The 11,262-nt window shown below is 48.3% G+C and carries 13 protein-coding genes and 3 pseudogenes; 14 read left to right on the forward strand and 2 right to left on the reverse strand.

Annotated elements, in window-relative coordinates; genetic code table 11:
- The first annotated feature begins 26 nt into the window (after nucleotides 1–26).
- The 7 genes and pseudogenes from BA1DRAFT_RS24655 (at nucleotide 27) to BA1DRAFT_RS12045 (ending at nucleotide 4,855) form a co-directional block, all read left to right on the forward strand.
- On the forward strand, nucleotides 27–236 hold the full coding sequence (locus BA1DRAFT_RS24655) for a hypothetical protein (protein WP_420865136.1): 210 nt from the start codon (nucleotides 27–29) through the stop codon (nucleotides 234–236).
- A gap of 481 nt (nucleotides 237–717) precedes the next feature.
- On the forward strand, nucleotides 718–1,419 hold the full coding sequence (locus BA1DRAFT_RS21305; RefSeq protein WP_152544318.1) for a hypothetical protein: 702 nt from the start codon (nucleotides 718–720) through the stop codon (nucleotides 1,417–1,419).
- A gap of 2 nt (nucleotides 1,420–1,421) precedes the next feature.
- Nucleotides 1,422–2,159 (forward strand): TIGR03759 family integrating conjugative element protein, encoded by a 738-nt coding sequence (locus tag BA1DRAFT_RS12025; protein WP_152544320.1) that lies wholly within the window; start codon nucleotides 1,422–1,424, stop codon nucleotides 2,157–2,159.
- 29 nt (nucleotides 2,160–2,188) lie between these two features.
- Nucleotides 2,189–2,761: a transglycosylase SLT domain-containing protein gene (locus BA1DRAFT_RS12030; protein WP_036779382.1), complete on the forward strand. Its 573-nt coding sequence runs from the start codon at nucleotides 2,189–2,191 to the stop codon at nucleotides 2,759–2,761.
- 5 nt (nucleotides 2,762–2,766) lie between these two features.
- Nucleotides 2,767–3,303: an integrating conjugative element protein gene (locus BA1DRAFT_RS12035; RefSeq protein ID WP_082303678.1), complete on the forward strand. Its 537-nt coding sequence runs from the start codon at nucleotides 2,767–2,769 to the stop codon at nucleotides 3,301–3,303.
- A 17-nt stretch (nucleotides 3,304–3,320) separates the two neighbouring features.
- Nucleotides 3,321–4,121, forward strand: a pseudogene (locus tag BA1DRAFT_RS12040) (TraM recognition domain-containing protein); the annotation flags it as partial.
- Nucleotides 4,102–4,855: pseudogene (locus BA1DRAFT_RS12045) on the forward strand (TIGR03747 family integrating conjugative element membrane protein). The pseudogenes BA1DRAFT_RS12040 and BA1DRAFT_RS12045, both read left to right, overlap by 20 nt.
- Nucleotides 4,856–5,080: 225 nt before the next feature.
- Here BA1DRAFT_RS12045 and BA1DRAFT_RS12050 read toward each other — a convergent pair.
- Nucleotides 5,081–6,145 carry a PDDEXK nuclease domain-containing protein gene (locus BA1DRAFT_RS12050; RefSeq protein ID WP_036779351.1) on the reverse strand — a complete coding sequence of 355 codons (1,065 nt, stop codon included), beginning with the start codon at nucleotides 6,143–6,145 and terminating at the stop codon, nucleotides 5,081–5,083.
- A 2-nt stretch (nucleotides 6,146–6,147) separates the two neighbouring features.
- Entirely contained in the window at nucleotides 6,148–6,240 is a 93-nt protein-coding gene (locus tag BA1DRAFT_RS24055; protein ID WP_235201075.1) for a helix-turn-helix domain-containing protein, read from the reverse strand.
- 371 nt (nucleotides 6,241–6,611) lie between these two features.
- Here BA1DRAFT_RS24055 and BA1DRAFT_RS12060 point away from each other — a divergent pair, with 371 nt between their 5' ends.
- The 7 genes and pseudogenes from BA1DRAFT_RS12060 (at nucleotide 6,612) to BA1DRAFT_RS12090 (ending at nucleotide 11,169) form a co-directional block, all read left to right on the forward strand.
- On the forward strand, nucleotides 6,612–6,938 hold the full coding sequence (locus BA1DRAFT_RS12060; RefSeq protein WP_036779354.1) for an integrative conjugative element protein, RAQPRD family: 327 nt from the start codon (nucleotides 6,612–6,614) through the stop codon (nucleotides 6,936–6,938).
- A pseudogene (locus BA1DRAFT_RS12065) lies at nucleotides 6,935–7,171 on the forward strand (TIGR03758 family integrating conjugative element protein). Before BA1DRAFT_RS12060 ends, BA1DRAFT_RS12065 begins: the two are co-directional and overlap by 4 nt.
- Nucleotides 7,172–7,210: 39 nt before the next feature.
- Nucleotides 7,211–7,597, forward strand: coding sequence for a TIGR03745 family integrating conjugative element membrane protein (locus tag BA1DRAFT_RS12070; RefSeq protein WP_036779357.1), 387 nt, complete (start codon nucleotides 7,211–7,213; stop codon nucleotides 7,595–7,597).
- Nucleotides 7,598–7,615: 18 nt separating this feature from the next.
- A complete protein-coding gene (locus tag BA1DRAFT_RS12075) occupies nucleotides 7,616–8,014 on the forward strand; it encodes a TIGR03750 family conjugal transfer protein (protein ID WP_036779360.1) in 399 nt (132 codons plus the stop codon).
- Nucleotides 7,933–9,288 carry an integrating conjugative element protein gene (locus BA1DRAFT_RS12080; protein ID WP_051560766.1) on the forward strand — a complete coding sequence of 452 codons (1,356 nt, stop codon included), beginning with the start codon at nucleotides 7,933–7,935 and terminating at the stop codon, nucleotides 9,286–9,288. The genes BA1DRAFT_RS12075 and BA1DRAFT_RS12080 overlap by 82 nt, the downstream gene beginning before the upstream one ends.
- A gap of 112 nt (nucleotides 9,289–9,400) precedes the next feature.
- The gene (locus BA1DRAFT_RS12085) at nucleotides 9,401–9,661 is read left to right on the forward strand and encodes a hypothetical protein (protein WP_051560767.1); all 261 of its coding nucleotides are present in this window, start codon (nucleotides 9,401–9,403) and stop codon (nucleotides 9,659–9,661) included.
- On the forward strand, nucleotides 9,658–11,169 hold the full coding sequence (locus BA1DRAFT_RS12090; protein WP_036779361.1) for a conjugal transfer protein TraG N-terminal domain-containing protein: 1,512 nt from the start codon (nucleotides 9,658–9,660) through the stop codon (nucleotides 11,167–11,169). The genes BA1DRAFT_RS12085 and BA1DRAFT_RS12090 overlap by 4 nt, the downstream gene beginning before the upstream one ends.
- Nucleotides 11,170–11,262 lie beyond the last annotated feature (93 nt).

The following is an 11,262-nucleotide window of genomic DNA, read 5'->3' on the forward strand; positions in this document are numbered from 1 at the left end:
CCTACAATATTCCTGTTGCACTGCAGATAACAGGCAGTCTTGATGTTGCCAAGTTAAAGCAAAGTTTTGTAAAACTGGTTGAACGCCATGCATGCCTGAGAACGTGCTTTCCGGTGTTCGACGGCATTCCTTCTCAATGTGTCCTGGAGCAATTACAACCTGTTTTTATACAAAGTGTAAAAACACATGAAGAGGTGACTGACTACATACACAAGCGGGTAAAGGTGAAAGCATAAAAAACCGTGGGGCAATCATTTAAATGCTCCCCTCGGACGGCAGTTCTGAATGGCGAGCTAAAAGGCATAGGTATCCCAGCGTCAAAATTAATGAGCTAGTCGGAATATGGTTGATGGTTTTACATTAGCTATAGCGGCATAAACGCCAATGTAGTGCCCCACAAATTTTTATGCTCTATTCTATATTGTAGGGATAATTTTCATTTTTTCATGTTGAATTTTTTATCGTCATCCTCTCTGGTTTTGCACAGTATGCTTCCTTATATCGGGTAATCATATGATTAGACTCTAATCACTGTCTGAATAAGTCACATTTTTGTCAAGCAACCCGATAATACTAAAAGTACGCCAGGCACAGCGCTAAATAAAACAAACAAGGATGTTGTGTATGACAACTGAAATCCCTCCTCTGTCACCGACGTCTGAAGCTGAAATTGACAGCTTGCGGCGGGAGGTTTCTCAAGAGACCTAACCCAGGTTGTTGTCGTTAAAAAAATGTCTGGGGTATCTGTCAATATTGCTTGTTATTGTCAGCATAGCGTTGCTGGCATTCGTGGTACGGCAGCAACATCATCAGTTAGTGGAATTTCAGTCATTGATGCGAAATGGATCATTCCAGCATTTGCCTGATGAGGTGCAAAAGCTGCATGAGCGGCTTGATAAAGCGGATACCAGCTTTGTCTCCCGTCAGGACTGGCAAATGCAAAATGACCGGTTTCATCAGACATTGATAGCGCAACAGGGCTCCATCAACGATCAACAGAAACCGCTGGTACAGTCAGTGACTGATTTAAGCCGTGCTCATCAGGATCTTACCGAAACAGTGAATGTATTGAAAAATATCGGGGAACAGCAGGAAATGCGCGTTGACGCATTAATCGCGTGGAAATCTCAGCAGGAAAAGTATTCTGGTAGACAAGCTGGCACACCTGACCGGGAGGTTCTTCGAACGGATAAACGGATAGCGGCTCCTTTCATGCTTTCTGGTATTGAACGTCGGGGAGAACAAGTTTATGCCGTTATTATTCCACGAGACACAAATCCTCATTCCCAAATATCTCAAATGCGCTTATTGACTCCGGGTGAAAGCGCATTTGAATGGACGTTGGTCAGTATCTCCGATCATCAGGCTTTGTTCCAGGTACAAGGGCACCGTCAAACCCTGTCAGTCAATGGAGGGTAATGATGAAAAAAGATTTTTTCAGCCAGAGGAAGGGGGTGGTGCTGATTGGCGTTGTTATGTCTCTGTCAGCTTCGGCGGCACAGGTTGCTATTTCTGAACAGACAATGACGGGAATGAAAGCGACTCAGCAACAGGTCACGCAGGCTGAAAACCACCGTATTCAGGCGCAAATATGGGGGCTGACAGAAGCCGAATTTCAGCGTTATCAGCAATTGATGCAGGGTAGACGGGGCATTCAGTCTCCTGGGCTCGATCCGTTGAGTGCATTGGGCATTGAGGCCGAAACAGTACAAGCGCGTCAACGTTATGCCGAATTGTGGGTTAAACAGGAATATGTCCGTACTGAAAAGGAACTGGCGTTCCAGCGGGCGGTGGATGCGGCCTGGAAGCGTCTGGTGCCGAATATTTTGCCGGTTAATTTAGGGAAGGGGGACGGAATCGCACAGGGTAATCAAGGGCGGCTGGCATTATTTGTGAAAGAGGATTGCACGGCTTGTGATGCCCGGCTGGCTGCTGTCTTGTCAGCTGACCGTGAGGTGGATATTTACCTGGTAGATAGCGAAGGCAACGATGATGTTTTACGTACCTGGGCAGGTAAACATCATATTCCATCAGAAAAAGTCCGTAGCCGAAAAATCACGCTTAATCATGACAAAGGACGCTGGCGACAATTTGGTCAGGGAAAAATGCCGGTCGTACTACAACGTGAGAATGACGGATGGCGTGTGGTGGCATTTTGAGTCTCGCTGTGGCGGGAAGTCTCTTTTGGATGACAGAAGGTATGGCCGCTGCGGTAAAACAGGTCGTCCCGCCTGGGTACCAGCAGATTGCGCGGGTGCATGGCGTACCTGCCGAAGTGCTTTATGCGTTGGCACTGGCTGAATCGGCAAAACGTTTGCCACAGGAGAAACATGAACGCCCCTGGCCGTGGACGCTCAATGTGGCTGGAAAAAGTTATCGTTATGCAACCCGACAAGCGGTCTGGCAGGCGTTGCAGGGATTTATGCGTAGCGTACCCCTAAAACGTATTGATGTGGGGATTACTCAAGTGAATTTAGGCTGGAACGGCCATTATTTTCGTTCTTATTGGGATGCCTTGGACCCCTATACTAATCTTCATGTGGCAGCCCGTATTCTGAAAACCTGTTATCAATCCAATCTGGGTAGTTGGTTGAATGCGGCAGGCTGTTATCACCATCCCGCTGGCGGTCAGCCCGCGAGTAAGTATCGGAAAATCGTCGCACGTAAATTGAGTACGCTAGAAACCCGATATCCTGTTTTGTCTACCAATATTGCTGTAGCTAATACGACACAGACCTGGATTGAACCGAAGGAAAAATAAAGAAGATGTTAATCCATAATTTAATCCGTTATCGCTGCCGTTTATTTTTAATGATAATGATATTGACGCCCTGTTCTCAGGCTGCATTGACTATTGTGGCTGATTTAGGTGGACAATCTACAGCAGCGTATTTTGAGGCCATTAACGCTCAGGACAATGAACCGACGACTTCTTCAAATACGGAGGCGACCCCGCCAGATTTGACCGAAGGGGGCATGTTACCGGTGGAAACGCCGGAATTGTCTCCCGGACCTGTTGACGTTCGTCCGTTGCAATTGCCAGGAATGGGAGCGTTGTTCATGATTGGGGATGATGCCCTGTCAAAACAGTGGTTGAAGAAAAATTTGATTAGTCTTCGGAAAAAGCAGGCGGTGGGGTTGCTGGTCAGTGTACGGGATAAAGCACAACTGGATGAACTGCGTCAGCTTGCAGAGGGATTAGTATTAGCCCCCGCTTCCGGCAGTGATTTGGCCCGGCGGTTGAATTTGCGGCATTACCCAGTGTTGATAACCGATATCGGTTTAACTCAGCAGGTGCGTTGATGTGGCCCCGTCATCCTATAGTTTATGTGGGTCTGGACGCTTTATCGGATGCAGAAGTGGCTTCGGCAGTAGGCAATTCCATGTTCGCAGACTTGGTTTCCGTTGCTGGCCATATCTACAAATTTGGTCTGGATGACGGTTTGCCAGAAGGTAAAACGAGAAAACTCCCCATTAGCTTACATTGTGATGAATTCAATGAGCTGATGGGCGATGAATTTATTCCGCTGATTAACAAGGGGGGCGGTGCCGGGATAGAGGTAACCGCTTACACTCAGACCTTGTCTGATATTGAAGCACGCATTGGCAGCAGTACTAAAGCGGCACAGGTAACAGGAAATTTTAATACCTTAGTTATGTTGCGTGTTAGGGAAAATAACACCGCTGAGCTGCTAACCAGCCAGTTGCCAGAGGTGGAAGTGTACACTAAAACTTTGGTCTCCGGGATTACTGATATCTCCAGTCCGGAGCAGGGGAGTCACTTTACCTCTAACACTCAGGACCGGGTTAGCACGATCAGAACGCCGTTAATTACTCCCGCCGAGGTGATTAATTTGCCGAAAGGTCAGGCATTTGCTCTGCTTGAAGGGGGACAGTTATGGAAGATCCGGATGCCGCTGCCGGCAGTCGATGATGATGACCTGATGCCGGCAAGTCTGCAAAAAATCGCTGATGATATGCGTAAACATTACCGTACCAGTGAATCCTGGTGGTCAGCGGGCTCAATGCCAAGTGACAGTCAGGCTGACCTGGATATGATGTTAAATCCAGCGGTGCTGACTCTTGATGAGGAAGCTGACGATGACGCAACAGAACACTAAATCGCAGCAGATGCCACCGAAAAAGTCAGGACCATTAAAAACAGTTTTGTGGGATTTTCCGTGGATACTTATTGGCTTGTTGCTGGCTTCGTTGTTTTTCAGTCTGGTGATTGAATATTTTGGGATAGCCTTTTTCTGGCCGGAACAGGGAGAGAGACACAGCCAACAAGTTATGATCACGGAAAGCGGTTGGTTGTCTAAAGAGTTTACCCGCAGCTTACTGTTATCAGAACCCGCGACTACGCTCAGTATCGGGTTAAAATGGAGTTATCAGTGGGTGTTTGTAGACAGTGGTGCACTGGACTGGATTAACCAACAACATACAGTACAAGCTCGGAGCCACCATGAAATGGTGAGAGAGTTGAGCGATTGGAGTGTATGGCTGGCGCAAAATCTGCGGAAGTACCTGTTGGCAACGGTATATGTGACCGTAACCTTTGTTATCCGGCTCACTATCCTGGTATTGTCTTTGCCATTGTTTGTGATGGTTATAGGTGTTGCTGTTGTTGAAGGACTCAGTCGACATGACTTGAGACGTTATGGTGCCGCTTATGAATCGAGCTTTGTCTATCATCACGCCAAACGGTTTGTGAAACCGGTGTTTTGTGTACCCTGTCTGTTATATCTCTCCTGGCCATCGGCTGTGTATCCTAATTTACTCTTGTTACCCGCAGCTCTCCTATTTAGGGCTTGCTATTACCGTGATGATGAGTACTTTTAAAAAATATCTTTAGAGGTAAAAGCGGTGTGATGTGGATTGGTTGGTAAAACGTCTCAAGTACCTCTTTAATACTTTAATAATAGTAAGAATGATTTTATGCCTTTATGTTGCTGAAAGATATGGCCTCCAAATACGAGGCCAACGGTTATAATACTTACTTAGCAGTATATTGGTTATTCTCATAATGACACGGAAGATGGATACAGTAACCAAATTGAGGGGAAATTCCTTTCATTTGTTAGGGGGTGTTTTCATCATTATGACTGAGTTCTGCTTCCAGTTCCTCAATGCTTGGCAAGCTGGATTTTAAGTCCTCTGGCAATGTACGGGTTAACTCGTAATCCGAAACGCCAATTGGTTTTTGAATACTGCGCAAGGCATATTCGGCCAGTATCCGGTCTTTGGTCTGGCACAAAATCAAACCTATGGTGGGCTGATCAGTGGAATGCCGTAGCTTTTCATCGACCACAGAGCAATAGAAATTCATCTTACCGGCATGTTCAGGCTTGAACTCTCCTCGTTTCAGCTCGATCACAACGAAAGCCCTCAAAGTCAGATGATAAAAAAGCAGGTCAAGGTAATAATCTTGTTCGCTTACGGTAATACGATATTGTCGCCCCACAAAAGCAAATCCCTCGCCGAGTTCAAGTAGGAATTTTTCAAGGTGTTTGAGCAGCTCCGTTTCCAGCTCACGTTCTTTGAAGGGTTCCGATAGGGTGAGGAAATCGAAAACATAGGGATCCTTCAGGGTCTGCTGTACCAGCTCCGATTGAGATACGGGTAACCGGTTCTTGAAGTTGCTGACAACCGAACCCTGCCGGGTATAGGCATTGCTTTTGATCATATGAAGCAGGGAGTCTCGGCTCCATCCCTGTATCAGAGTCTGTTCTGCATACCAGAATCGCTCGGTTTGATCCTTTATCCTCTCGATCAGCAGAATGTTGTGGCCCCACGGCAATTGTGCCACAGGCTGTGGCACAATTGTCGATACGGGCTTTCCGGAACCTTGTTGCTCCATTCGTGGCAAGGCGTACTCGCGGTAGAAACGTAGCATGCGCTTCAGGTTCCTTTCTGAGAAGCCTTTGACCTCTGGCAATTCATTAACAATATCCCGTGCCAGCTTCGGGATGATCCCTGCTCCCCACCCTTGTTGCTCCTGACGTTCATGGAGCATGTGACCGATGTCCCAGTACATCTGGATCAGTTCAGCATTGACGGACTGCGCGGCTCTGAACTGACCCCCACGGATCCGTTCCTTTACATCGGTGAGTAACGAGGTGTAAATCTGTAGTTCTGATGTCATGATTATCTTGTTTCTTTCAGTATTTTGTAGACGGTGGAGCGGTTAATACCCAGTTGCCTGGCAATCTCAGAAGCCCCAAAACCTTCATCTTTCATTACCAAAACCTGTTGTCGGTTTATGGACGGAACCTGACGCCCTTGGCTTCGATTCGCCCTTCGTTAGTTTGTTCCAGTCTCCGTTGCCGTTCGGTCTGAGCCACGGTTGACCGGATAGTGCTCCTGTCGTCCAAGAACCAGACGGTTACATCCATCTCAAGCAGGTAATAGTTGTGTTCAGTGGTGATATTAGAAAATATCAATTATCAACCCGCTTATTTTAAGTGAGCCAGGATGTTTATAGCTCTGTTTCAACCTTAAATTCAAGTACCCAAAATTTTCAAAATCAGATAAACAATTATTCACTGTAATCGTTACTCTTTTTCGTCACTCTGTTGATGTATATATCTACGCAGATTTAGGGTAATGCTATGGTTTATTTCCGTTTATTTTCCCATAGTCTTTTTGTCCTGACGATACTAATGAGTTGGCCTGTGCTGGCCGGGGAAAAAGATGAGCTGGCCACCACACTCAAACAACTTGACCAGGTGCAGGCCAGTTTGGAGCGTGCCCGGGTTTTGGCCGTTCAGGAGGGTCAGGCAGACCGTTTTTATTTTGATTATCTACGTGCTAACCGGGACCTCAATATTGTCCGTGAAGGCATTAACCGCTATCTGACCCCCTCCCGTGCCCAACCCGGGATTTCTTCGGCTGCGCTGGATGTGACCGGTCAATATCGTCAGGAGCGAATACGGTGAACGAGGTACAACGCAATGCATTCAGGGCCGCTTCCGGCAATCTCGATCCCCATGTGATGCAATTTCTCTGTATCGGTTTACTGATAGCGGTGCTGTTTCTCTGGGCCGCATGGGGAATGGTGGACGTCTGGTAGGGCTGGGCCAATGAAAAGGTCCGTGAAGCGGCGATGAACCGTTTTGTCATTCGTGTGGCGTTGTTGCTGGTGATGGCTATCTGGATGTTTGCCAGCTAATCGTTTTTTTAACCTGTAATGGAAAAAAGGGGAAAGGAAATGGATCTGTTAAACCGGGGATGTCAGTCACTGTTCCGCCTGTTTGTCCGTATCAATACCTGTGTAGTGTCACTCAGTGTGCTGGCTTATCTGGTTTGTCAACCCGTGACAGCGGCATTGCCAACGGTTGAACCGCCTTCCAGCGGGAGTGGCGGCGGCATTTTTAATACCGTCAAAGGTTACTTGCAGGACGGCATCGTGATAGGCGGGCTGGTCGTTGCCACGATCGCGTTTATCAATGTGGCGACAGCGGCAATCCATACTTTTTCTGAAGTTCGCAGTGACAGAGCTTCCTGGACTAAATTTGGCGCGATTGTGGTGGTTGGCGTGGTGCTGTTAGTGGCGGTTATCTGGTTGCTGGGCAAATCGACGTCCATTCTCTTTTAACCCCAGGGAAGCGTCAGTATGGTTCAGACTATTCGTTTTTTACCTGACCGTCTTAACGCCGAACCTGTCGTGTTCCGGGGATTTACTACCCCAGAGCTGGGCTGGACGGCATTAACGGGACTGATAGCTGGCACGGTCATTGACTTGTTACTGGCACCGGTAATGGGTTGGGTGATGATACCGACGGTGGCCCTGATTGCGCCGTTATTATTGATTGCCTTTGGCGGCAAATACCTGGCCCGGATGAAACGTGGTAAACCAGCGCATTATCTCTATCGACGGCTGGAGGTTAAAAAGCGGTGCTGGGGTCTGGGTGACCCGTCACTGATTATCACATCACAACGCTGGTCGTTGCGCCGCCATCACCGGGTAATGGCCCGAATGGGGCGGTATCAGACAAACTGTTTTACAACATAGGTGGCGGATCAGTGATATCGCAGCCGGCGACCCGCAGTCATCTGCAACATCTGGGCGGATTAAACCTCGGTTGGAGCAGTGACCTGATGTGCGGTCACTTTGATTTAAAAACGACGGTAGGGAATCAGCTTAATGGCCTGACTTCGGGGTTTAAAAACCTGATGGGGGAAGTGATACAAGGGGCTACTGGGGCCGTAGCTAGTTTACCCGCAATGGTTATCCAGCGTGCTAATCCGGGATTATATGAAATGCTGACCAACGGGGTGTTACAGGCAGGTATTGCGTTCGACAAATCACAACTGAGTTGCCAGAACATGTCACAGCGTATGATGGATTTCTCGGATAGCAGTAAATGGACTAAAGCGGCGTTGATGGAGGAATATAAAACGTTGGTGAATACCGGTAATGGTGATGCGGTTGGCACGACACAAAAAATGGAGGTTGCAGACGGTACACAAGGTTCAAACTGGATAGGGGGTGAAAAATGGGGAGGAAAAGGGCAGAAAGCCATTCAGCCTATCCGGGAGCTGGCAAAAGCCGGCTTCAATATGATGAACAACCTGCCGGCGAATAGCCATGCCAATGTCAGCCACACACAATGTAATGGCGCTGCTTGCCAGAAATTCAACAACAGTGAAGAAGCCGCAGACGCGGTCGTCAGGGTGTTAGGTGATCGTTCGGTTCGTACCTGTACTGACAGTCGTCAGTGTACCAGTGGGGGTACCAAAGACCAGCCGGGTGCAAGTGTCGCTGGGACGGGGTTTGCACCGATGCTGGAAGAGGCGACCAGAACCAACATTGAGCAATTGATGAAACTGGTCAGCGGGGAAAATGCGCCTACCATAGTCAATCTGGCAAAACTCAAAACAGGTAGCCTGATGGTGACTCGCGGGGTTATCCAGGCTCTGAAACGTGATCCGGACAGTGGGGCTTTGGTGAGTCGGTTGGCCAGTGAGTTGGCGATGGCCGACACCATTGAGACTGCGCTCACTATGCAGCGAATGTTGATGACCGGACAGGCAGAACCGAATGCCGCCGCTCAGGCGCAGGCTATGGCAGAGAGTGATCGTCGCATTGCGACACTGGACAGAGAAATTACTGCCCTGAAGAATGAAATGGAGTTGCGCCGGGCGATTGCACAAAATACCGCACTGACCACGCTTGAGCGCGAACAAAATCGAGTTGAAATGAATCTGCAACGGCAATCCACCGATAATACCGACAGTCGTATTCACACCTTGTCCGTGCCGCCGAAAGGGCGTGAAGGGCAATAATGATGTCTGAGCAAAGTAAAATCCGGGTACCTACTGGCACTAAACAGAGGTTGATAATGGGACTGAAACGGCATTTCAGGCGGGGGTTAATCGTCACGTTGATGATGGGGGCATGTTACTTGTTGCCGCAGCTGGCTTGGCGTATCCGTCTCAGTTCAATGCCTTACAACATTGGATGTACACGACCCGTTACGGCTGGCTGGCTTGGCGATTGGCCATGTACAGTGTTATTGCCTGTTTCATGTGGCAGCTTTGGCGATCCCCATTGCCGTTAACACAGAAAGCGGCTCTGAAACGGATTGCACTCATTTCACTGGGATTTGTGGGATGTTGTGAGTATGTCATGTTCTTCGTCTCCGGAGAGCAGTCATGACAACTTACAGCTATTTGGAATATTTTCTGATCCTGCTGGGTTGGATGGTGAATAATGGCTTGTGGAATGTGCTGCTGGCCACCGGGTTATTTGTGCTGCCGCTGACATTCAAAATGATAGGTATCTGGCTGAAAGTCCGGGAAGAAGGGGAGGATGAAGGAAATAAGGGCATGCTCTCAGTGACCCGGATTGAAAACACCTTGTATGGTGCTTTCCTGGTCATTATCGCTTGCTGTGTTCCGTTGGTCAATGTGAGTCTGAATACCATTACGTATGATGACTCGCGGGCAAAAAGTTGCGGCACTTGGACACCGAAACCGGCTGAAACGGGTTATGCGTCCGTGATATCGCCGCTTGACGGTAAAACAGCGGCAGCTCCGGTTTGGTGGATACTGGTTCATCAGATTTCCAAAGGGGTGACTCAGGCTGCAATAGCTTCTCTTCCCTGCCGTCCCGACTTGAGGCAACTGCGTTTTGAGGTCCAGCATACGCGGATTAATAATCCGGCACTGGCTCAGATATTACAGGATTTCACCCATGACTGTTATGCGCTGGCATTGTATCAGTGGAAACGTCGGGACGAAGGAAAAAACCGGGATGAAGCGGTATTACGGGATATTGAATGGTTGGGGTCAAAAACGTTTCTGAATAGTGCGGGTTATTATGATGTACTTCAGTCAAAAACGCCTCGTTCGGATTTTCCCTGGAAACCGCATCGTGATGACGGTTTTGCTAATACGGGGCAGGGGGGATATCCGACCTGCAAAGAATGGTGGTCAGACAGTCAGGTAGGATTGGAAAAACGGGTGATGGCTCAGGTTGAGCCAGGCATGTGGTTTCGGCTATCTGCGGCATTGAAACTGATGGGCAAAGAGACGTCAGAATACAAAGAAGCGGTGATACGGCGTCTGGTGAGCCCGGAAAGCTTGACCGCATCTCAAGGGGGACATGTCTATGCCGGTTACGGCGGTAACGCGGATTTTACCCTGATGAATTCAGTGGGCCGGATAGCCTCATTGGGTGGGGTGTCGTTGGGGAGTCTGGCGGCATTTCCGGCGTTTGATGCAATGCGTCAGGCATTACCAATGGTACAGGCTGTTATACTGATGGCGGTGACTATCATATTGCCCCTGATTATCGTATTTGCTGTCTACGAATATAAAACGGTCGTTACGCTGACTTTTATTGTGTTTGCGCTGAATTTTTTGACCCTCTGGTGGGAACTGGCACGTTGGTTGGACAGCGGGTTATTGGAGGCATTGTATGGTTCGGATACGCACAGTCGCTGGAATATGGCCGGTTTTCAGAATAGCACAGACGATATCATTATGAGTTTTGTGATGGGGACGATGTTTATTGTGCTGCCGGCATTGTGGATAAGTACGTTGTCGTGGGCTGGAGTTAAAGGAGGAACAGTAATATCTGGAATGTTAGGTAATGGTGTAAAACAAGCTCAAGATGCAGGGGGAAAAGTGGGTGGAGTTGTAGGGAATAAACTGACAAAATAAGTCAGTTATATCTTAAGAAAAAAGCGGAGGGCGTTCAGAATTCTGTGTCACGTTAATTTAGCGGTTACAACGTTATCACATTATCCAAACGCC

Source organism: Photorhabdus aegyptia (assembly GCF_000612035.1).
GTDB classification, from domain to species: Bacteria; Pseudomonadota; Gammaproteobacteria; order Enterobacterales; family Enterobacteriaceae; genus Photorhabdus; species Photorhabdus akhurstii.

Bases quoted from the DNA above. Each gene is read 5' to 3' on its own strand.
- BA1DRAFT_RS12025 (WP_152544320.1), top strand. From the start codon at position 1,422: ATGAAAAAAGATTTTTTCAGCCAGAGGAAGGGGGTGGTGCTGATTGGC.
- BA1DRAFT_RS12030 (WP_036779382.1), top strand. From the start codon at position 2,189: ATGACAGAAGGTATGGCCGCTGCGGTAAAACAGGTCGTCCCGCCTGGG.
- BA1DRAFT_RS12035 (WP_082303678.1), top strand. From the start codon at position 2,767: ATGTTAATCCATAATTTAATCCGTTATCGCTGCCGTTTATTTTTAATG.
- BA1DRAFT_RS12050 (WP_036779351.1), bottom strand. From the start codon at position 6,145: ATGACATCAGAACTACAGATTTACACCTCGTTACTCACCGATGTAAAG.
- BA1DRAFT_RS24055 (WP_235201075.1), bottom strand. From the start codon at position 6,240: ATGAAAGATGAAGGTTTTGGGGCTTCTGAGATTGCCAGGCAACTGGGT.
- BA1DRAFT_RS12060 (WP_036779354.1), top strand. From the start codon at position 6,612: ATGGTTTATTTCCGTTTATTTTCCCATAGTCTTTTTGTCCTGACGATA.
- BA1DRAFT_RS12070 (WP_036779357.1), top strand. From the start codon at position 7,211: ATGGATCTGTTAAACCGGGGATGTCAGTCACTGTTCCGCCTGTTTGTC.
- BA1DRAFT_RS12075 (WP_036779360.1), top strand. From the start codon at position 7,616: ATGGTTCAGACTATTCGTTTTTTACCTGACCGTCTTAACGCCGAACCT.
- BA1DRAFT_RS12085 (WP_051560767.1), top strand. From the start codon at position 9,401: ATGTTACTTGTTGCCGCAGCTGGCTTGGCGTATCCGTCTCAGTTCAAT.
- BA1DRAFT_RS12090 (WP_036779361.1), top strand. From the start codon at position 9,658: ATGACAACTTACAGCTATTTGGAATATTTTCTGATCCTGCTGGGTTGG.